The 22,185-nt window shown below is 57.7% G+C and carries 14 protein-coding genes; 7 read left to right on the top strand and 7 right to left on the bottom strand.

Features of this window, described 5'->3' with window-relative positions; translation table 11 throughout:
• The first annotated feature begins 112 nt into the window (after positions 1 to 112).
• Both MUU53_RS00370 and MUU53_RS00365 read left to right on the top strand, forming a co-directional pair.
• Complete coding sequence (locus MUU53_RS00370) at positions 113 to 3,616, top strand: PAS domain-containing hybrid sensor histidine kinase/response regulator (RefSeq protein WP_247259086.1); 3,504 nt, start codon at positions 113 to 115, stop codon at positions 3,614 to 3,616.
• Between the two features lie 174 nt (positions 3,617 to 3,790).
• Positions 3,791 to 5,002: an OpgC family protein gene (locus MUU53_RS00365; protein ID WP_247259085.1), complete on the top strand. Its 1,212-nt coding sequence runs from the start codon at positions 3,791 to 3,793 to the stop codon at positions 5,000 to 5,002.
• A 53-nt stretch (positions 5,003 to 5,055) separates the two neighbouring features.
• Here the strand turns inward: MUU53_RS00365 and MUU53_RS00360 are convergent, their stop codons facing one another.
• The 5 genes from MUU53_RS00360 to MUU53_RS00340 all read right to left on the bottom strand — a co-directional run bounded on the left by MUU53_RS00360 (position 5,056) and on the right by MUU53_RS00340 (position 12,734).
• Positions 5,056 to 6,192, bottom strand: a complete 1,137-nt coding sequence (locus MUU53_RS00360; protein ID WP_247259084.1) for a sensor histidine kinase — start codon at positions 6,190 to 6,192, stop codon at positions 5,056 to 5,058.
• Between the two features lie 337 nt (positions 6,193 to 6,529).
• The gene (locus tag MUU53_RS00355; RefSeq protein WP_247259083.1) at positions 6,530 to 7,024 is read right to left on the bottom strand and encodes a histidine kinase; all 495 of its coding nucleotides are present in this window, start codon (positions 7,022 to 7,024) and stop codon (positions 6,530 to 6,532) included.
• A 259-nt stretch (positions 7,025 to 7,283) separates the two neighbouring features.
• Entirely contained in the window at positions 7,284 to 9,500 is a 2,217-nt protein-coding gene (locus MUU53_RS00350) for a 3-hydroxyacyl-CoA dehydrogenase NAD-binding domain-containing protein (protein ID WP_247259082.1), read from the bottom strand.
• A 108-nt stretch (positions 9,501 to 9,608) separates the two neighbouring features.
• On the bottom strand, positions 9,609 to 10,817 hold the full coding sequence (locus tag MUU53_RS00345; RefSeq protein ID WP_247259081.1) for an acetyl-CoA C-acetyltransferase: 1,209 nt from the start codon (positions 10,815 to 10,817) through the stop codon (positions 9,609 to 9,611).
• Between the two features lie 123 nt (positions 10,818 to 10,940).
• Positions 10,941 to 12,734 carry an acyl-CoA dehydrogenase C-terminal domain-containing protein gene (locus MUU53_RS00340; protein ID WP_247259080.1) on the bottom strand — a complete coding sequence of 598 codons (1,794 nt, stop codon included), beginning with the start codon at positions 12,732 to 12,734 and terminating at the stop codon, positions 10,941 to 10,943.
• 560 nt (positions 12,735 to 13,294) lie between these two features.
• On the opposite strand from MUU53_RS00340, the gene MUU53_RS00335 reads away from it, so the two are divergent.
• The 3 genes from MUU53_RS00335 to MUU53_RS00325 all read left to right on the top strand — a co-directional run bounded on the left by MUU53_RS00335 (position 13,295) and on the right by MUU53_RS00325 (position 19,189).
• The gene (locus tag MUU53_RS00335; protein WP_247259079.1) at positions 13,295 to 17,194 is read left to right on the top strand and encodes a peptidoglycan-binding protein; all 3,900 of its coding nucleotides are present in this window, start codon (positions 13,295 to 13,297) and stop codon (positions 17,192 to 17,194) included.
• Positions 17,195 to 17,447: 253 nt separating this feature from the next.
• Positions 17,448 to 18,374 carry a sulfite exporter TauE/SafE family protein gene (locus tag MUU53_RS00330; RefSeq protein ID WP_137135947.1) on the top strand — a complete coding sequence of 309 codons (927 nt, stop codon included), beginning with the start codon at positions 17,448 to 17,450 and terminating at the stop codon, positions 18,372 to 18,374.
• Positions 18,371 to 19,189, top strand: a complete 819-nt coding sequence (locus MUU53_RS00325; protein WP_281434937.1) for a TIGR02186 family protein — start codon at positions 18,371 to 18,373, stop codon at positions 19,187 to 19,189. Before MUU53_RS00330 ends, MUU53_RS00325 begins: the two co-directional genes overlap by 4 nt.
• A 9-nt stretch (positions 19,190 to 19,198) precedes the next feature.
• Here MUU53_RS00325 and MUU53_RS00320 read toward each other — a convergent pair whose 3' ends face one another.
• Positions 19,199 to 19,987, bottom strand: a complete 789-nt coding sequence (locus tag MUU53_RS00320; protein WP_247259078.1) for a DUF4394 domain-containing protein — start codon at positions 19,985 to 19,987, stop codon at positions 19,199 to 19,201.
• Positions 19,988 to 20,176: 189 nt separating this feature from the next.
• Here MUU53_RS00320 and MUU53_RS00315 point away from each other — a divergent pair, with 189 nt between their 5' ends.
• The gene (locus tag MUU53_RS00315; RefSeq protein WP_247259238.1) at positions 20,177 to 20,722 is read left to right on the top strand and encodes a sigma-70 family RNA polymerase sigma factor; all 546 of its coding nucleotides are present in this window, start codon (positions 20,177 to 20,179) and stop codon (positions 20,720 to 20,722) included.
• Positions 20,719 to 21,438, top strand: a complete 720-nt coding sequence (locus MUU53_RS00310) for an anti-sigma factor (protein WP_247259077.1) — start codon at positions 20,719 to 20,721, stop codon at positions 21,436 to 21,438. Before MUU53_RS00315 ends, MUU53_RS00310 begins: the two co-directional genes overlap by 4 nt.
• On the opposite strand, the gene pdeM is transcribed toward MUU53_RS00310, so the two are convergent.
• A complete protein-coding gene (gene pdeM / locus MUU53_RS00305) occupies positions 21,439 to 22,164 on the bottom strand; it encodes a ligase-associated DNA damage response endonuclease PdeM (protein WP_377307265.1) in 726 nt (241 codons plus the stop codon). It lies immediately after the preceding gene.
• Positions 22,165 to 22,185 lie beyond the last annotated feature (21 nt).

Here is a 22,185-nt window from a genome sequence, read left to right as displayed (position 1 = left end):
TGAGAATCTCCGGTCTAGTACTTTTTGCCAAGGTCGCATTCATTTCCAAGCCGTCTCTTTTGGCCTAGTATCGTCGCTCAAGAGGTTGGCGTCATGCCAAGGCGGAGGTGCAATGCTGCCCGGCTGGATCATCGTTCTGTCCGCATGCGGCTATATTCTCCTGCTGTTCGCCGTAGCCAGTTACGGTGACCGCAGGAGCAGGCGCTTGGGTGCCCGGACCGGCGGACGGCCCGCGGTCTACGCGTTGAGTCTCGCTGTCTATTGCACATCCTGGACCTATTTCGGCGGCGTTGGACTGGCAGCACAGAAGGGCCTCGAATTCACCGGCATCTATATCGGCCCCATCATCGCCTTTACGCTTCTGATGCCACTCATTCGCCGTATCGTTGAACTGGCTAAAGCGGAGAAGTTGACATCGGTCGCGGACTTCATCGCCGCACGTTACGGGAAGAATTCCGGAGTCGCACTTCTTGTCGCCATCATCTCGCTGATTGGGGCAATTCCCTACATCGCCCTTCAGCTCAAGGCGGTGTCGAGCTCGGTTGCCGCCATGGTGGATCCTTCCGCCTTCGGCCTTGGCAGCGGCAATCTCCATTTCATTGACTTGGCGCTTGTCGTAACGCTTTTGATGGCCATTTTCGCGGTGATGTTCGGCACACGCCATACCGATGCGACGGAACATCAAGACGGCTTGATCTTGGCTGTCGCCATGGAATCCGTGGTGAAACTCATTGCATTCCTGACTATCGGTCTGGCGGTGATTTTCCTGATCTTCGATGGGCCGTTGGATCTTTGGCACAAGGCGTCCGAAAGCATGCTGGTGGAAGCGGCGCTCCAGTATGAGACGCCGCTGTCGCGCTGGCTTCTCCTGATTGGACTTTCCGCCTTCGCCATCATCATGCTGCCGCGGCAGTTCCATGTCACTGTGGTCGAAAACCGTACCGCTGGTGAAATGCGGCGCGCCAGCTGGCTGCTGCCGCTCTATCTGATCGCGATCAATATCTTCGTTCTGCCTGTGGCCATCGGCGGTCTCATTACTTTCGGCGGCATGGGCAATATGGACCTTTATGTCCTGCAATTGCCGCTCTCAAACCATCTGCCGGTGATTACGCTGATTGCCTTCATCGGAGGCTTCAGCGCCGCAACTGCCATGGTAATCGTGGAATCGGTCGCGCTATCGATCATGATCTCCAACGATATCGTCATGCCGATCTTCCTGCGGCGAAAGCTCATGCTTTCAAGCGATGATCGGGCAGATTTCGCCAAACCGCTGTTGCGTATTCGCCGGACCGCTATCTTCGCCGTCCTTCTACTGGGTTATGCCTATTATCGCGCGGGAGACAGCGAGACGGGTCTGGCTTCCATCGGTCTGCTGGCCTTTGCCGCTACGGCACAGATTGCGCCTTCCCTGCTTGGCGGCCTGTTCTGGCGACGAGCAAATGCACGGGGTGCGATCGTTGGAATGTCACTGGGCTTCCTGGCCTGGGCCTACCTCCTGTTCCTGCCGAGCCTAGGAGGAACGGACAACTCGCAGCTTGCGGCCACCATCCTCAATTTTCTTGTCCCTGGCACCAACCTTTTCTCCGGCGCGCATTCCGATCCGCTGGTCAATGGCGTCGTACTCAGCCTGCTGATCAACTGTCTTGCCTTTGTCGTCGGTTCCTTGTCGCGCAATCCAAGACCCGTCGAGCGGATCCAGGCGGGCATCTTTGTCAAGCGTCAGTCCCGCTCGCAATTCGCGACACGGGGCTGGAAGACACGCGTCAGCGTGGGAGACCTGAAGGCTGCTATTGCGCGCTATCTGGGTAACGAGCGTATGCGGCGCTCATTTGCCAATTACGAAAATACGCTTGGGCGCAAGCTATCGGACGACACGGCTGCCGATATGGCCTTGATCCATTTTTCGGAGCAGCTTCTGGGAAGCGCGATCGGCTCCTCTTCCGCAAGACTGGTGCTTTCCATTCTGATGCAGAAGGCGGAGGATGCCAATGCCGATACGGCATGGCTGCTGGATCAGGCGTCCGAAGCGCTGCAATACAATCAGGATATTCTTCAGACTGCGCTCTCGCAGATGGATCAAGGGGTTGCCGTCTTCGACAGTTCCGACAAGCTTGCCATCTGGAATCGCCGCTTCCGGATTCTGCTGGACCTGCCGGAACAGGTGGGACAGGTGGGATATCCTCTGCGCGATATCATCGATATTCTGGCGGAGCGTGGCCATATCGTCGGCAGCGATGTCGATACGGTGATTGCACGGATCAAGACGCTCGACATGCCGTTCTCGCTGGTCCTGCGAGGCGGAGAGCGCATTATCGAAGTGCGCTCGAACACGATGCCCGACCACGGAATAGTCGCAACCTTCACAGATATGACGGAACGGGTTGCCGCAGCACAGGCCCTAAAGCAGGCAAATGAAACGCTGGAGCAGCGCGTCGAGGAGCGTACTGCAGAACTTACACGCGTAAACCGCGCGCTGGCCGAGGCCAGAGCAGCCGCCGACGAAGCCAATCTCGGCAAAACGCGCTTCTTTGCAGCGGCTGGCCACGACATTCTACAGCCACTAAATGCTGCGCGTCTTTACTCCTCCTCGCTCGTCGAGAGACTGGGCGATTCGGAAAACAGTCAGATGGTTCGAAACATCGACTCCGCGCTGGAGTCCGTCGAAAGTATTCTTGGCGCTGTCCTCGACATCTCGAGACTGGATACGGGTGCCATGAAACCGCGAATGGCGACGGTTGCTCTTGGCGAGCTTTTCCAGAAAATCGAAACGGATTTCGCGCCGATCGCGCACGAGAAGAACCTGAAGTTCAAGGTCTTGCCGACAAGCCTCTCGGTACGAACCGATCCAAACCTTTTGCGGCGCCTCGTCCAGAACCTCGTTTCCAATGCCATCAAATACACTGTCAGCGGCAAGGTCCTGGTGGGGGCCCGTCGGCGCGGAAACGAGGTCGTCATCGATGTCGTCGATTCCGGTATCGGCATTCCCTCGTCAAAATTCAAGACCGTTTTCAAGGAGTTCACACGGTTAGACGAAGGTGCAAGAACAGCGACTGGCCTTGGTCTTGGGCTTTCCATCGTGGATCGAATTTCTCGTGTGCTGTCACATCCGGTTGAGCTGGCATCGACACCTGGGCGCGGCACAATCTTCCGTGTCCGGATGCCGCGCGAACTGATGGCCATGGCAAAGACCCGTAAAGACACAGCGTCGCGGGTCGCGGCCCAACCGCTATCTGGTCTGCGCGTAATCTGCATCGACAACGAACCTCGCATCCTTGAGGGAATGCAGCTGCTGCTATCCGGTTGGGGTTGTACGGTGCTGACCGCCAAAAGCGCTTCGGATCTGGACGTACTTTATCTGGATAGAACGTCGCCTCCCGATATCGTGATTGCGGATTATCATCTCGATGAGGAAACAGGAATCGATGCGATCCTCGCCCTGCGGAAGCTTGTGGGAGCTGCCGTTCCAGGACTGGTTATCACTGCGGACAGGACGCCGGAAGTCCGTGGAGAGGCTGAAAAATATGGTCTCGGCCTGCAGCACAAGCCCGTAAAACCCGCTGCCCTTCGCGCCTATATCACACAGATCGCAGGCTTGCGCAGAGCTGCAGCAGAGTGAACGCGACATTCAATCACGTTTTATGACACACTTGTGACAATCTCCAAATCACAATAGACGCCGTGCCGGGGAACCGCTCCGCCGAGTGTGCGTTAAGAGCCTCATCATCCAACCCGACGAGGCCTATCGGACCGATCGCGCATGTGATCGTATTGCCCAAGGAGAATGCGAACGATGAAACGCTACGATCTCATCGATGGAATGCGGGGATATTTCCTCGTCTTCATGCTGCTCAATCACCTCGTATTCGCTGGCGGCTATTGGCTGGTGAACATCAACCACAACCAGCTAGCCTTCGTGGAAGACGCGCAAGGCTTCGTCTTTCTGTCTGGTCTTCTGATCGGCATGGTCTATGTACGCAAGATGGCCAAGAATGGTTATGCAGCCGGACGGCAAGCGATCTATTCACGCGCTTTCGAGCTCTATTGGTATGCGATGGGAATCGTACTCTGCGTGCTGGCAGCACAAATGTTTCTGCCCGGTGCCTACTATGTCTGGTATAATTGGCTCGGCTACACGACATTCGACGACCCGCTACGCCTTGCAGCGATCGCCACCTTCGTGTTCCAGCCCACCTTCATGGATATTCTGCCGCAATATATCATTTACATGCTGTTTGCGCCGGTTCTGGTGAAGCTCGTGATCGACGGCAAGTGGGCGCATGTAATGGCCGGTTCGCTGATCTTATGGATGGCTGGCCAACTGGGCCTGCAAAAGCTGTTGACGGCCCCTATCAACGAGTTTTTCATGCGCCCTGACGAGCAGGGTATTCGTGCGTCTTTCAACCTGTTCGGCTGGCAAATCGTTTTCTATTCGGGTCTCGTTCTGGGCGCCATGACGTCTCTCAACAAAATCAACTGGTCCGGTATATTCTCGCCGAAGAATACGTTCATCCCAACGATCTGCGTGCTGATCTGCGCCTTCTTCCTGCCGCTTCGCATCATGACGGCGCATGGGTTGATGCCGGGCGATCTTGTGGCAAAGTTCGCGACGATGGAGATCCGCGCCGATTTCGGCCCGGTCTATCTGATTAACTTTATCGCTGCTGCCACTCTTATGACATGGATGATCATCGCTGGCCCTAAGCATCCGACACTTTGGGTGCGCCGTATCGCGAATGGTATAATCTGGGTTCTGTCGTTAAAGTTCCTGCAGCTACTCGGCCGTCACTCGCTCTATGTCTACGTCTGGCACGTGGGAATCGTATATTCTGTCTACTATTTCGACGGCCGCACACCAGAACTGTCTGAATTGACGAAAACAGCGATCGCATTCTCATGCATCGGGCTTCTGGCCATACCGGCTCTTTGGCGCGAGCGGGACAAATGGCTTCCGATGGGCATTTCTGCGGAGCCGGTAAAAGTTACGGCGGGCAAAAAAGCCTGATAACCTCTCAAAGTCAGAAAATACGTTAAGGCGGTGAAAGCCGCCTTTTCCTGTTATGAAACCAGCGTCGAATTTCGGCGCATCGGAAAAACCGCTCGCAGACCGTCGGATCGATACTCGAAGGAACAGGGTGCACCAAAACCCGTGGCGAGCCTTCGTACCAGATCCGTGCCGAAGCCGCTACGGGTGGGAGCCTCAACGCCGATGGCACCGTGCTCTTCCCATATCAGTTGCAACCAACTCTCGTCACGATCTGCCTCGTCAGGAGCACCGCAGAATTCCCATCTGACTTTGATCGATCCTCGGTCCTGCGCAAGCGCGCCATATTTAAAAGCGTTCGTGCCTAGTTCATGCAGGATGAGGCTTAGCGAGATAATGGAAGAGGCATTGAGCTTAAGGGTTGGTCCCTCCAGGGATAGTCGATCGCCGGATGTCAGACCAAGCGGCTCCAAGGCAGACAGAATCGTATCTCGCATCGATGTTGCCTCACCGGACAAAGAACCGCGCAGCAATGAGATCGAGTGACCCATTGCCTGTATCCGGTTCCGTAACTGGGTCCCAAGTTCCTGCGGAGTGGCGGCATAGCGTTGCGAAAGAGTGATGAGGCCACTCGTTGTGGCGAGCAGGTTCTTGAGCCGATGATCAACTTCATCGGAAATCAACTGCTGCATCTGCAGGTGCCGGGTCAGATCCTCCTTGGCTCGCTGCTGTTCAGCATAGGCCGAAAGCAGAAGCATCAGGAGGCCGAGATCTATAGCAATAACGAAAAAGAAAAATGCCAGGGCTGTGAACGACTGAGCATTCAGATCGAAGCTTTGAGCAGGCGGAATGAACCAGTACCAGGCAACTATGGCTGAAATACACGCGTTCAGGATTGCTGGTCGCATCCCGAAGACGAATCCCGTCAGGATCACCGCGGGAAAAAAAGTAAGGTACGGAAATCCCGCAGGCAGATAGGGATCGACGGCGAAACGAGCCCAGATGGCCAGCGCCTCAATAGTAAGAGACGCCAGGAAGGCAACCCCCACCTCGGTCGGTTCGGGCTTTTTCACGGTCGATCGAAATGCAGGCAAGCGTGAGAGCAACCGAACAAGGCGACCATCCCTGGCAGCAAATCGTCGATTGGGGTCGTCCGTTACAGGAGAGGGCGATGGGTTCGATCCATGCTGCTCGTCGGCAAGATTACTCATTTACGCTTCCTGCTGTCACCCCAGAGCGGAGTTCAACCTGATTGAATCATTCTGCTGCAATGGATTTTCGTCAGGATCCAGGATTTTGCCGACGGGTATATCTGAATATACGTCCAAGGCGAAAACCGAAGGTCATGGCGAAAATACATGCCGCCCACAGGACACGCTCACATCTCCTTGCGGAACGAACCGGTTTGGGCCAACAGAATTGATCCAAGATCGAATTCCGCTCTAAGTCATCTATCTGATTTTTAAAATGGGCGTAAGCGGCCTCACAAACAAAACCCCTCCGCCGTGAGGCAGAGGGGCCAAACTTCTATACGAGCTCGATCGTCGATTACTTGGCTGGCTTCAGCGAAGAAATGATACCGATCAGATCCTGCGCATGCTTTTCCTGCTCGCCCTTGGTGCCCCAGTAGGTGATAAGAAGAACCTTGTTTGCAGACGGCGCGAGAACGGACAGACCGATGTTGACCGGACCATCCTTGTCCTTGCCAGACCAATCGAAGTTCATCATCTTCATGCCGTTGATGGTGTCTTCGGACTGCTTCTGGGTGGATTCATCGACCTTGACGCCGTTCTTGTCCAGGAACTTGATGGCCTCATCGACCAACTTGCCTGCATCTGCCGCGTCCGCTACGTCGATTGCGAGATAGATTGCTTCGTCCGAAGAGGTTGCCTGGATACCGGTGTCTGTTTCTTCCGGGTTCCAGTTATCAGGAATGGTAATGCTGGCAACCGGCTTATCGCTTGGGAAAGCGAGCGTCTCGGCGAACGAAACAGCAGGGAACAACAAAGCGGCCACAGCGGCAGCAGCGAAAAGCTTCTTCACGGGATGGTTCCTTCGTGGAAATATAACTGGCGGGGACGAGCACCTCTTGGTGCCGATGATGCTCGTTCGTCTTATTGCTATAACATCGATGCTGTCAGCAAGATGAACAATTTCTTCAAGATCAATAAATATCCATAGAAACGCTGTTTGCGATTAAGTATCAATTTTAATCTCGAACGAGTTATTCGACGTAACTATAACCTTGGCAAAAAAATAGGCCCCACGAGGGGGCCTATTCGCAAGACGGCTATTGTCAGTATTACGCAGCCTTTTGTTCGGTGCCATAAGGGTTGAAGCGGGTGTAGAAGGTCTCGCCCTTGGCGGCCATATCGAGCAGCAACGGCGTTGGCTTGAAGTGATCGCCATATTGAGCGGCAAGCTTCTCGCAGAGAGCAACGAAAGTCTTCACGCCCATACCGTCGATATAGGACAGGGTACCGCCGGTATAGGGGGCAAATCCGAAGCCGAGAATGGAGCCGACATCGGCCTCACGCGGATCCGTGACAATTCCCTCTTCCACCGTGCGCGCGGCTTCAAGCGCGATGGTTACCAGCAGGCGCTGCTTCAGCACATTTACATCCACTTCGGATGCGTGCTTTTGGCTGTAGAGATCCTTGAGGCCCGGCCAAAGGAACTTCTTCGCAGGCTTGGCAGGATATTCGTAAAAGCCTTTGCCATTTTTGCGACCGCGACGATCCAGTTCATCCACTAGTTTGTTGACCAGCGCCATATGCTCCGGCTTCACCGAGGCTTCGCCCAGATCTGCAATCGAAGCCTTCATGATCTTCTGACTAAGATCGACAGCCACTTCGTCGTTGAGAGACAGCGGGCCAACCGGCATGCCAGCCATCTTGGCGGCGTTTTCGATCATCGTTGCTGGAACACCCTCGATCAGCATGTCATAGGCTTCGTTGATGTAGCGGAAGACGCAGCGGTTGACGTAGAAGCCACGCGTATCGTTGACAACGATGGGCGTCTTCTTGATCTGCGATACGTAATCCAGAGCAACAGCAAGCGCCTCGTCACCGGTTTCTTCCCCGACGATGACTTCCGTCAGCATCATCTTTTCGACCGGCGAGAAGAAGTGGACGCCGATGAACTGCTTCGGACGCTTCGAATTCTTCGCCAGACCCGTGATCGGCAGTGTCGACGTATTCGAGGCGAAGATTGCCGTTTCCGGCAGCACGGCCTCAACCTTCTCGATCACATCCTTCTTGACCTGACGATCTTCGAACACCGCCTCTACGACAAGCGAGACATCCGACAGCGTGGAATAATCAGCCGTTGGCGTAATGAGGGAGAGCAGCTTTTCGCCGTCTTCCTTCGACATACGGCCCTTGGCGACGCTATCGGCCACCAGCTTTTCTGAAACGGCCTTGCCCTTGGCTGCTGCCTCGTCATCGCGGTCGATCAGCGAGACGGCAATACCAGCCGCAGCCGACACATAGGCGATGGAAGCGCCCATGAAGCCAGCGCCGACGACGCCGATCTTTTCGAGCTTCTTCTTTTCCACGCCTGCCGGACGACGGGCACCCTTGCCCAGTTCCTGCATGGAAATGAACAGCGAGCGGATCATCGAGAAGGCTTCAGTCGAGCGCAGCACCTGCGTGAAATAGCGCTGTTCGATCTTCAGGCCCGTGTCGAAGGGAACCTGAAGGCCTTCATAAACGCACTTCAGGATGGCGAGAGCACCCGGATAGTTGCCCGCAGTTTCGCGACGCAGGATCGCCGGAGCAGCGGGCCAGAGCTGGGCTGCGGCAGGCGTCCAGATGCCACCGCCGGGAACCTTGAAGCCCTTTTCATCCCAAGGGGCAACCGGCTTCAGGCCATCCTTGATCATCTGCTTGGCCGCCGGAATCAGCTGATCGGGCTCTACCACCTGATGCACGAGGTTCATGGCCTTGGCGCGGGCAGGCGTCAAAGTCTGGCCGGTCGTCATCATCTGAAGCGCATCCTGCGTGTTGGCAAGACGCGCAACGCGCTGCGTGCCACCGGCACCGGGGAAGATGCCGACCTTGACTTCCGGCAGTGCGAGCTTGACCGACTTGGCGTTGGACACCACGCGGCCATGGCAGGCCAGAGACAGTTCGAGTGCACCACCCATGCAGACGCCATTGATGGCCGAGACCCATGGTTTTCCGCAGGTTTCGATCTTGCGCCACAGCCAGTTCATGCGGCCTGCAACGTCGAACAGCTTCTGCATCGCCGTGTCCGGGTTCTTTGCCTGTTCCTCCTGAAGCAGGCTGAACATGCTGCGGATCATGGTGAGATCCGCGCCGCCTGAGAAGGTCGACTTGCCGGACGTGAAGACAACGCCCTTGACTGCGGCATCGGTAACCACCTGATCGACGATGGCATCAATTTCGTTCATCACCTCTTCGGTGAAGACGTTCATGCTCTTGTCCAGCATGTCCCAGGTGACGAGGGCAATGCCATCTGAATCGGTTTCGATCGTGAAATTCTTGTAGGTGCTCATGTTGGGATTCCTCTTCCCTGAAATTCGTGCCGATATCGCCGCCGCTCCGTAGCCGGTGCGATCTGACGGGGTTAAGCCCCTCCCCCTTGTGGGGAGGGTTAGAACCCATCAAACCCTCTCGATCACCGTTGCCGTACCCATGCCTGCACCGATGCAGAGGGTGACCAGCGCGGTATTCAGATCGCGTCTTTCCAGCTCATCCAGAACCGTGCCGAGGATCATCGCACCAGTCGCGCCCAGCGGATGACCCATGGCGATCGCACCGCCATTGACGTTCATCTTGGCGTTATCGATCTCGAAAGCTTGAAGATAACGCAGCACAACAGCGGCAAAGGCTTCGTTCAGCTCGAACAGGTCGATATCGGAAATCGACATGCCGGTCTTTTTCAGAAGCTTCTCGGTCACATCGACCGGACCGGTCAGCATGAGGGCCGGATCGGAACCGATATTTGCGAAGGCACGGATACGCGCGCGCGGCTTCAAGCCCATCGTCTGGCCACCAGCCTTCGAGCCGACGAGAACGGCGGCGGCGCCATCGACGATACCGGAAGAGTTGCCCGCATGATGAACGTAATTGATCCGCTCGACTTCGGGGTGGGCCTGCAGACCAACCGCCTCGAAGCCACCCATTTCACCGGGCATCTGGAAGGATGCGTTCAGCGAAGCCAGCGCCTGCATATCGGTGCCGGGACGCATGTGCTCGTCACGATCCAGAATGATAAGGCCGTTCTGATCCTTCACGGGGATGACGGAATTCTTGAAATAGCCCTGCTCCCAGGCGTGCGCGGCGCGCTTCTGGCTTTCCACCGCATAGGCATCCACGTCATCGCGGGAGAAGCCGTATTTGGTGGCGATCAGATCGGCAGATACGCCCTGCGGCATGAAATAGCCGGGAAAATTGACGGAGGGGTCCATATACCAGCTACCGCCGGACATGCCCATACCAACGCGCGACATGCTTTCAACGCCACCGGCGATCACGATGTCATCCGAGCCTGCGGCCACCTTCCCGGCGGCAAAGTTCACAGCATCGAGACCGGACGCGCAAAAGCGCGAGATCTGCATGCCGGGAGCCTTGGTCGAGTAACCGGCTTCGAATGCGGCAGCCTTCGGGATAACGGCGCCAGCATCCATGACCGGATCGACGCAACCCATGATGATGTCGTCAACATTGGCAGTGTCCAGGCCGTTTCGGTCCCGAATGGCTTCCAGTGTCTTGGCTGCCAGACGGACGGACGGCACTTCGTGCAGCGAACCGTCCTTCTTGCCACGGCCACGCGGGGTGCGCACATGGTCATAGATATAGACTTCGGTCATTGTCTCTCTCCCTCGGCGCTTAAGCGCCTCAATATCCCTATGCCACGCCGAAGTATCGGAACCTACGGAGTGCAATTTTCAGGTCAACCCTCCCGTTTCTGGGAGGGAGCCCGTCAGTAGAAATCAAAACGCTTCGGCGGCCAGTTCCATCAGCGTGTCGCTGCCTGTTTCGATACGAACCTTGCGCAGCGCTGTTTCCGGCATGATCTTGTCCATGTAGAACCGGGCGGTGACGAGCTTGGCGTTGAGGAAATCCGTGCGCTCATCACCCGCTGCCAGAAGGTCCTGCGCAGACTTGGCCATCTTCGCCCACATATAGCCCAGCATCACCAGACCGAAGAGGTGCATGTAGTCCGTCGATCCGGCACCCGCGTTATCGGGCTTTGCCATGGCGTTCTGCATGAACCACATGGTGGAGGCCTGCAGGTCGTTCAAGCCCTTTTTTAGGGCCTTGGTGTAGGGCGCCATCGCCTCGTTCGAGCGGTTTTCCTCGCAGAAATCACCGATTTCCTTGAAGGCTGCCATCACAGCGCGACCACCATTCAGGGCGAGCTTGCGGCCAACCAGATCGAGCGCCTGGATGCCGTTGGCGCCCTCGTAGATCATGGCGATACGGGCGTCGCGCACATACTGGCTCATGCCCCATTCTTCGATGTAGCCATGGCCACCATAGACCTGCTGCGCCATTACGGCGTGATCGAAGCCCTTGTCGGTCAGTACGCCCTTCAGGATCGGCGTGGCAAGACCCAGCAGATCGTCTGCATCCTGACGCTCCTTGGCGTCAGACGAACGATGGGCGATGTCTGACTTCAGAGCGGTCCAGAGCATGAAGGCACGACCGGCCTCGTTGAATGACTTGATGGTCATCAGGGTCCGGCGAATATCCGGATGCACGATGATCGGATCGGCAGCCTTTTCCGGGGCCTTGGGGCCGGATAGGGAACGTCCCTGAATTCGGTCCTTGGCATAAGCGACGGCGTTCTGATAGGCGATTTCGGAAATCGCCAGCCCCTGAAGACCGACGCCCAGACGCGCCTCGTTCATCATCACGAACATGGCGTTGAGGCCCTTGTTCTCCGCCCCGATGAGATAGCCGGTCGCCTCGTCATAATTCATGACGCAGGTGGCGTTGCCGTGAATACCCATCTTGTGCTCGATGGCACCGCAGACGACCTTGTTGCGCTCGCCGAGCGAGCCATCGTCCTTGACGATGTACTTCGGCACGATGAACAGCGAAATACCCTTGGTGCCGGCAGGCGCGCCCTCGATACGAGCAAGCACCAGATGGACGATATTGTCCGTCATGTCGTGTTCGCCAGCGGAGATGAAAATCTTCTGGCCGGAAATCCTGTAGGTACCATCGCCGTTCGGAACGGCCTTGGTGCGCAGCAGACCGAGATCGGTGCCGCAATGGGGTTCGGTCAGGTTCATGGTGCCGGACCATTTGCCCTCCACCATCTTCGGCAGATAGGTCTGCTTCTGCTCGTCGTTGCCGTGAACGAGGATCGCGGCAATCGCGCCTTGCGTCAGGCCCGGATACATCATGAGCGACATGTTGGCAGCGGAGGTATATTCGCCAACCGCCGCATGCAGCGTGTAAGGCAGGCCCTGACCGCCGAACTCTTCCGGCACGGCCAGACCGATCCAGCCACCTTCGCAATAGGCGTCATAGGCCTGCTTGAAGCCCTTCGGCGCCTTGACACTGCCGTCTTCAGCGCGAACACAGCCTTCCTGGTCGCCCGAGTAGTTGACCGGAAAGAGAACTTCTTCAGAGAGCTTGGCTGCTTCGCTCGCAATGGCGTCGATCATTTCCGGGGTCGCATCGGCAAAACCCGGAAGATTATTGTAGCGCTCGATGCCGAGCACATCATTCAGGATAAACAGTGTATCGGCGACAGGGGCCTTGAAGACTGGCATTCGCGAACTCCTCCAGATCAGCGGCCGGACTTGACCGGCATTTGTGCTCCTAAAATATTGACGTGCGCGTAAACGTCAATCCGGCAATGTGACTATGCGCGATAAAATCTTCGACAAAGGTTTGCACATATCGGCCGCTCCGGCGATTCCGCTGGCTCCCAAGCCGCATCCTGCGCATTCTGACTGATTCGCGGCAGACGAGCGCTCGCGATCATCCCGTGCAAAGATGAAGGACCGGTGAGTAAATGTATTATATCAGGCACATATTCTGCCCGTTGTTTTCCGGCTCCGCCCTTGCAAAATCACACACTTGCTCGCCGCATGCGACTGTTTGTTAACACAGTATTAACCACGTTTCGCGAAAGGTGAAACCGAACCGAAGATCCAGCGCTTCGGTCTACGGCGCAATGCAGTTTCGCGCACGGGCAAGCCCTGAACAAGGTTCGGTGGCTAAAGCCCTAGAATGTGCGCGAAGTCTATCGTCAGCCGATCAAGATGCTGGACGTGAGGATCAGCAGACCTGACGGAACGTTGCGCAGCGGAAAGCGAGCGAGCTAGACATGAACGGATCACGCCTGAATCAAAATCCGCGCGGGGAACGCTCGCTCGATGCGCTGAACAAGACCATCGACAATCTCGAAGCGCGGATTGAAGGCCTGCTCAAGGCCTCGGGTCGCGAACCAAGAATCGACAAGGAACTCCTGAGCGAAATCCGTCAACGCCAGCGCTCACTCGGCAATACTGAGCGCCCAAGCGAGCGCATACGTGATCCACGACGCGATCAGCCTGCGCAAGAACAACCTGGCCAGCAAAAGGATGAGCGCGATCACCGCGATCAACCACGCAGGCAAGACCATGCACGCGCTGAGGAAGGACTTCGGCAAGAACAAAGAACAGCAGCGGACCGGGCGCCCCACGTATCTCTGCAAGCAAACAGTAAGGCCTATTCGCCACTGTCGGACCGACCTGCGCCCCGCCCGGCCATGCAAGCTCAGCGCCAGCCGGAAACCCCGGTTATGCGCAGCCCCGCAAGATCTGTCAGCGCACGCGCCAGCGATCCTGATTATACAGCGCAGGCTTACCGCGAAGCTCCCTCCGAGCAGCGGCACCGCGAGCAGCAGCGGACCGAGGAACGCCGTTCTGAGGCTCACCACCCGGAAGAGCGCCGTCGCCAACGTGCGGCGCCTGCACCGGAGTATAGCGTGGGCGATCTAGTCGGTGCGCTGCAAATGCTGCGTCAGGATTTGAAGCAGGACATCTCCGAGGGAATTTCCCGCGAGATGGAGCATGTCCGACATGAGATCCACGCGATCCGCGATCTCTCCACCGATCGGCGCCTTCCCGATGAACTGCGCAGCGAACTGGCCCGTCTGGCCCAGATCGTAGAGGACATGCATCATCAGGCGCCGGAAGGTTCACAGCGCCTTCAAGGCGAACTCTATGAGCTTCGCGCGATGATGGATGGGCTGGCGCGCGAAGAAAGCGTACACCGGATGGAAGTCCGCTGGAACGAGCTTGAGGATCGTATCCAGGACATCGACACGCAAGGTATCCAGAAAGAGCTGATCGCGCTCGCTTACCGTATCGACGGTATCAAAGCCGAGCTTGGCACAATGTCGGACAGCCCTGCCCTGCGCGCGTTGGAAGACAAAGTGCTGATGCTGGCGGCGGTGATCGAGGATCTCGGCACGCGCTCGCCGCTGCCGGAAACGGTCTATGATCATTTTTCGCAGGTAGACCAGCGCCTGGACGAAATCAGCCGTGCCGTCGCCAGCAATAGCCGAGTGCGCGATAGCGTTGAAGAACAGGCTGCGTTCCGCCGTCTCGAAGAACGCCTGAGCTATCTGACGGAAAAATTCGACAGTCTTTCGCAGGTTCAGGAAACCCAGCGGATCGAGGAGAAGCTGGAAGAAGTCGTCGCCAGCCTGGGCCGCAATAACCAGACAGAACTGACCGGCTATCTGGCTGACCTTTCCCGCCGCATCGATGCGATGCATGAGCAGCCAGCTGATCAGCTGGTTGCACGCCTTGACGATCTGGCTGCCCGCATAGACCATCTGCATCGCACCCAATCCGGCAACCGGAGCCTGCTGAATGACGGTAACTCCATCGAGCGGCTGGAACAGCGTCTTGACGAAATCGCGGAGCGTCTGAGCGAGACCGCGCGCAGTCCCGCCGGAGACATGCAGGGTCTTACCCATCTTGAACAGCAGATCGCCGATCTGACCAGCATGATGCAGAAGGCTCCCCGTGAGCAGACGGGTTTGCCTGCCGATCTCGATCAGCGCATGGCCTCCATCGAGAATTATCTGGCAACCAGCGACGAATACATTCTTGAGGCTGCCCGCCAGGCTGCGGAAACCGTGGTTGAAGCCTATCGCAAGAACCCTGTCGGAACCGCGACAGGAGGTACTGCGTCAGACCCGTCACAACTCCTGGGGCTGGCAGAGGATCTGCGACATCTGGAGCAGCTTGCCCGCGCCTCGGATGAACGGACGCAAACTACGTTTGACAGCCTACACCGCACCCTGGTTCAGATCGCAGGCCGTCTGGACAAAATGGATGACCACTTCTCTGCGCGCACGGCGTCATCCTACCCGTCGCCGGGAGCCTTCGAACCGCAGTCCGCTATTCGTGCGCCAATGGCTGCGCCATCCTCGGTGGAACATGAGCCGAGAGTTCTTGCGCGCAATACGGAAGAGCTGATGCGCGAAACCGCGCCGGTTTATCATGAGCCCGAGGCTGACGACCTCTTGGAGCCGGTGGAAACAGACGGCAAAGCGAAAGGCAATTCTGGCTTTCTCTCCAGTCTTTCAAAGCGCCTGAAGCCTGCTTCCAAAACTGAGCGCAAGCGCTCTGCCCAGCCGGAACGCACCTTCGTTGAACCCGCGCCCTCTATTGATCCGGTCGATGTCGTACCTCAGGAACACGAGAATGATCTTCTTGAGCCGGGCTCCGGCAAGCCGGACGTCCGCAAGATCCTTGAGCGGGTGCGCGCAAGCCAGGCTGTCAATACGGCGTCGTCCGGCGGCGACAACGAAAGAATCGATTACATCGCGGCCGCGCGACGTGCGGCAAAAGCCGCTGCGCAGGAAACCGATCCTGCCAAGGCGGGTCAATCGAAGTCGAAGACGGCTCAGGCAGGACGAGGCAAGTCTTCAACTCCCGCACCGGCCGCAGGCGGGAGCCTACGCAGCACCTTCAACCGTCATCGCCGCCCGATTCTGATGGCTATCGGTGCAGTTCTGCTCGTCCTGATGACCGTTCCGTTGATCAATACCCTCACCCGCGGGGACAAGGTCATTACGCCACCGCCTCCAGTTACGAAAACATCGCCTTCGACACAGATGAGCCTGCCACTTTCCAGCAGCAATACAGTCACTTCGTCCGATAGTGGATCGAGCGTAGGCACCGCGGTCGACAGCACGGCGCTTCAGCAAAACTCGCCGACGTCTTTACCACCGTTGACGGAACCGGTCCCGGCGCAAGCACAAGCGGTGCCCACCACACCGGTCGAGGCAGTTCCGGCCTCACCGGTTGCGCCAGCCCCGTCTGCTGCGAAATCGACAGCCTCGATCGAAGTGCCGACCGTCATTACACAGAAGCCTCTGGCCGAAGCGGCCGCGTCTGGCGATCCGCAGGCTCTGTTCGAGATCGCTGCCCGCTACACCGAGGGCCGCAATGGCGTCCCGCAGGACCCGAAGGAAGCGGCGCGCTGGTACCAGATGGCGGCCGAGCGTGACTTTGCGCCTGCGGAATACCGTCTCGGCAGTCTTTACGAAAAAGGCACCGGCGTCGAGCGCGATCTGGCGAAGGCGATGAGCCTGTACCAGAAGGCTGCCAACGCCGGAAATGCAAGCTCCATGCACAATCTAGCCGTTCTCTATGCGTCGGGCGCAACCGGAACCGCTGACTACAAGGCAGCCGTCAACTGGTTCACGAAGGCAGCCGATCTCGGTATCGCAGACAGCCAGTTCAACCTCGCCATTCTTTTTGCGCGCGGCAACGGCACGTCCCAGAACCTGGAGGAAAGCTACAAGTGGTTTGCCGTGGCGGCCAAAGCTGGAGACAAGGATGCTGCGGACAAGCGCGAAGAAGTCGGTCGGGCACTGAAGCCGGATCAGCTTGCAAAGGCCAAAGCCGCTGCCGATAGCTGGACGGTCAAGCCTCTCGACCAGCGCGCCAATAGCGTGAACATCCCCACCGAATGGTCTGGTGGCGCACAGACTTCGACCGGCTCCATCGATATGGGCAAGGCTATCCGCAACATTCAGGCTATCTTGAATAAGAATGGCTATGATGCGGGACAGCCGGATGGCCTTATGGGCAAGAAGACGATTGCCGCCATCAAGTCGTTCCAGAAGAGCAACGGCATGTCTGACGACGGCAATATTACCGAGGAACTTGTTCGCAAGCTGCTGGAACAGCATCAGGCAAAGGTCAGCGGATCGACCGGTTAAGGACAAATCGACAAATCTCAGTTTTTTGAGTTGTTTGATTTGACTTGCTACCCGGCAGGACGCATGACGAACAAGGCTAGCGGCGCCCAGATCGTGCCGCAGGCCACTTGGACTTTTCGCTACGCCGCAGCGGGCGCTCCACTTTCTGTTTGTGAAGCATAATCTTGTCGATCCTCGTTCACTCCGGTCGGATTATGCTTTAACGCGAAGCCGCCCGCGACGGCGGAGCTTTTTCGTTTTCAGGGGCGTTCCAGTGACAGTCTACCTGCCAATCGCAGAGCTTTCGGTGAATATCTTCATCATCCTCGGCATGGGCGCAGCTGTGGGTTTTCTGTCCGGCATGTTCGGTGTGGGCGGAGGCTTCCTGATCACCCCGCTTCTGATCTTCTACAATATCCCCCCGGTCGTCGCTGTCGCTACCGGCGCAAACCAGGTCGTCGCCTCTTCGATCTCCGGGGCAATCAGCCATTTCCGGCGTGGAACGCTGGATGTGAAGCTCGGCAGCGTGCTCTTGATCGGCGGTCTGGCGGGTGCGACCGTCGGCGTCTGGATTTTTTCATGGCTCAGGCGACTCGGCCAGTTGGACCTCATCATCTCGCTTCTCTATGTCGTCTTTCTGGGGACCATCGGCAGCCTGATGCTGATGGAAAGCCTTCGAGCCATGCGTCGGGCGGCGAAGAACCAGCCAGTGACCTTGAAGCGACCGGGCCAGCACAACTGGGTGCACAGACTGCCGCTGAAAATGCGGTTCAAGAAATCCAAGCTCTACCTCTCCGCGATCCCGGTTATTGGCCTGGGCTTCGGCATTGGCATCCTGACCTCAGTGATGGGTGTGGGCGGCGGCTTCATCATGGTTCCGGCCATGATCTATCTGCTGCGCATTCCAACCAATGTGGTCGTGGGTACGTCGCTTTTTCAGATCATCTTCGTGACCGCCTACACGACCATCGTGCAGGCTGCGACGAACTATTCCGTCGATATCGTGCTGGCGACCATTCTGATGGTGGCGGGCGTCATCGGTGCACAATACGGTGTTCGCGTGGGCCAGAAGCTGCGCGGCGAGCAATTGCGCGCCCTCCTTGCCCTTCTCGTTCTGGCGGTCGGCGTGCGCCTCGCAATCGATCTCATCATAACCCCAGCCGATCTCTATTCGCTGCAGATAGGCGGAGGCCGCGGATGAGACAGTTCCTCCTTCCGCTCGTCCGACACCTGTTGATGGCTGGCCTGCTGGCTATGCCCGTGACAACAGCAGAAGCCCAGGGTTTGCCCGGCGTACTGCCTCCGGTGAAAGAGGGGCTGGAAATTGGAACCTCCACAACGGAAATTGCCATCACATCGGATTTTCGAGGCGCAGACCTTACCGTTTTCGGCGCCCTTAACAATGCCGACGAGCTTTTTCTTGCCATCGGGCAGTATGACGTGGTGGTAACGCTTGAGGGACCGCGGGACTATGCCACTGTCCGGCGAAAGGAGCGCGTCTTTGGTATCTGGATGAACACCCAATCCATGACCTTCGAGCAGACGCCTGAGTCCTATTCGATCGCCAGCACGAAACCGCTGACAGACATTCAACCTGTCGCACAGCTCAACCGTCTTGGTCTAGGCATCAACCATATGACGCTTTCACCAACCGGCTATCTCGGCAATGCAGCACAGCTGACGGATTTTCGCGAAGCCTATCGACGCCTGAAAGTTGGCGGAGGGCTTTACCAGAACGACACGACGGGTGTTCGCTTCGTAAGCTCCAGTCTTTTCCGTGCTTCGCTGCGGCTGCCTGCCAATGTACCGGACGGCGTCCATCTGGTGCATGCATATCTATTCAAGAGCGGCGTGCTGATCGCGCAGAAGGATCTTCCTCTTCGCGTGGTCAAGACTGGTCTCGAACAGGCCATTACCGATGCGGCGCATGAGAAGCCGCTGGCCTATGGCCTGTTCTGCGTCATGGTCGCGGTCGTTACAGGCTGGGGGGCCAGCCTGTTGTTCCGCAAGGACTGACGGCAAGCATTACATGGCAGGCATGAAGGTGATGTCGCGGATCATGCCCTTGGTCCCGGTGACTTCTGCCGTCTTCATCGCCTTGCCGGTTTCAAGATCGACTGTGTGCAGCACATTGTCTGCGACCAGCCAGGCCGTGTTATTTCCTTCTGCGGAGGTGTGAACATCGAAGGCATAGCTTGCCGCCTTCTTTTCGGCGCCCAGTTTGCCGACGGCCTTCAGCGTTCCATCATTCGGCTTCGTCTGCTGGATCAGCCCGCCAATGGTGGCATCGATGTTGTACATGGCCGTTTTTTCGGGCTTGCCGAATGAATTCGTATAGGCAGCACCGACAATGTTCGGCTTTTCGCCCTTGTGCATATCGCCCTCTTCGAAGGCAAGGCTGCCATCCACGGTCACAGCGCCGGTATCCGGATGGACGCGATGATTGGTCGTGCCGGTCATATAGCGCAGACGATCGGCGGCGGGATTGAAGTCCACGACAACTGGCGTCTCGCCCATCATCAGCGGCTTGTCCATCTTGGCAACTTCGGTTGCCTTGCCGGTGGCCGGGTCAATGGTGACGATGACGTTCTCGGAGGTAACGCCAACCAGCATCTTGTTCGACGGGCGAAGATCGATGCCCGCAAGCTTCGTCACGCCCTGAACTTCCACCGTCTTGGAAACAGCGGGCTTCTCCGTATCGAACATGACCAGCGTTTTGTCTCCGACAAGGCCTACAGCCTGCGCCGCGAGAGATGGTGCAGCCGACGCGCCGAGAAGTGCAGTCGCTGCCATCAGTGTCTTGAACATTGTCATCTCGTTCTCCCATTCAACGGTTGGGGAAGACGCTTCGCTTTGCGCTTCCTGACCATGAGACACGGGAGGTGAGGGCTTTGGATGCAGACCCAAAAAATATTTTTCAAATTTTTGTCCTCTCGCATCCAAATCTTCAGCAGAACCATATTAGGATACAAATAGATTAGGAGTACGAACACCTTGGCGGATATGACGGCAGATCCTTTGGGGACAGAGCTTGGCGCATGTGCGCGCGGCGACCGGCAGGCCTTGAAGCGTATCTTCGACGCGGAAGCAGGCCGCCTCGTTGCCATTGCCCAGAGAATCGTGAAGCGACGCGACCTCGCAGAAGAAGTTGTCCAGGACGGTTTCATTGCGATCTGGACCAAGGCGCATCAGTATGCGCCGGATCGCGGCAGCGCACGCGGGTGGATCCATGCCATTATTCGCAACCGCGCCCTCAACATGCTGAGAGACGGAAGCCGGGAGGATCTCCTCAGCGAAGACGCGATCCAGAGCCTGCAGGAAGCCGACCAACCTGAAAGCGTTCTGACCGCCTGGGCAGCGCTTGATCGTACGTCGCGGCTGCGCTCCTGCCTCGAGGGTCTTGGTGAGCAAAAGCGCAAGAGCATTCTGATGGCCTATGTCGGCGGCTACAGCCATGGCGAAATTGCCGGGCGGCTTTCACTCCCGCTCGGCACGACAAAGAGCTGGATACGCCGAGGGCTCGCCTCCCTTCGGGAGTGCATGGCATGATTGATCTGACCAAGCCGGATGCTGTTGCCGACGACTATGTTCTGGGACTGCTTGAGCCTGCTGACATGAAGACCGTGGAGGCCGAGCTGGAGCGCAACGTCGCTCTGCGGCGAGCCGTGGCACAATCGCGCGAGCGTTTTCTTCCGCTGGATATGACAGCCGAACCTGCAGAGGTTTCGCACGATCTTTGGACAAGGATCGAGAGAGATCTTCAACAACGGGTGCCGTCGGAGCAGACAACCGAGGTTGAGCCCGATATCGCGAACGACAATCGCTCGATCCAGAATGAAGGTTTCTGGCGTGTCACAAGTTTTGCAGGCCTCGCTGCCAGCCTGGTTCTGGCGGTTGCCCTTGGCTGGAACCTGACACGAACAGCCGAGCCGCTGGTCGTCGCAGTGCTGGTGAATGAAACAGGCGAGGTTCAGGCCGTTGTCGAAGATTTCGGCACCGAGCGAGCCGTGGTGCGCCTTCTGGCGGATGTTTCCGTGCCAGGAGACCGGACGATGCAGGTCTGGACGCTCCCGAGCAAGGAGACCGGACCCGTTTCCATGGGGTTACTGCCCCAGGCCCGGTCTGCAAGGCTTGTTCCGCCAAGCCTCCCGGCGCCCAAGGATGCGCAGTTGTACGAGATCACGCTTGAGCCGGCAGGCGGATCGCCGACCGGTCGACCCACAGGCCCAATTCTCGCCAAGGGCTTTGCGAAAGTAACGCGGTAATCAGCCGATGAGATTACCGAAACGGACCGAGTAGATGCGATCGCGTCCCAAGAGGTGTGCGATCAGTGCCGCATGATCGAACAGGCCGTGCATGGCACGGTGCTTGAGATCCAGCCCGCCTGTGAGCACGCCGAAGGCAGGCATGACGAGACGCGCGCCGTCGGTGGCAAAGCATGCGCGGCGGACATATTTGCCGCGACGCGCGACGGTGGCGGAAGGGTGCAGGTGGCCAGCGACTTCGCCCCGTCCTGCAATCAGGCTTGGCTCGTGCCGGAAAACAAGCCCGGACAACAAAAGCTCGTCCAGGGACTGGCCGGGCAGATCGAAAATGCCGTCCGGATCATGGTTGCCATTGATCCAGATCCAGTCACGTCCGCGGGCGAGCACGCCGATCGTTTCGCGGAATGCTGCGGGCATGAGTTCCGAGCCACGCCTGTCGTGAAAATTATCCCCCAGCGAAATCACTGTTTTGGGATCATATCTAGCAATGACGGCGGAGAGCAGATTGAGAGTTGCCAGCGTATCATAAGGCGGCAGCATCATGCCGCGACGCGCGAAGGCAGCGCCCTTCTCCAGATGCAGATCCGAGACGACAAGGCAGGATAGATCCGGCAGATACAGCGCGCCCAGCGGGTCGCAATGCGCGGCGACGCCATTGATCATGATTTCCGCACTGGCCACCGGACCGGCTGTCTGTGACGCGGCGAGCGCCATTCTGTAATTCATCATTCTCATCTACCCGTGAGG

This window comes from Affinirhizobium lemnae, from assembly GCF_022968395.1.
Lineage (GTDB): Bacteria > Pseudomonadota > Alphaproteobacteria > Rhizobiales > Rhizobiaceae > Neorhizobium > Neorhizobium lemnae.
Note: the sequence above shows the minus strand (reverse complement) of the source record. Positions and strands in the feature narration are given on the sequence as shown.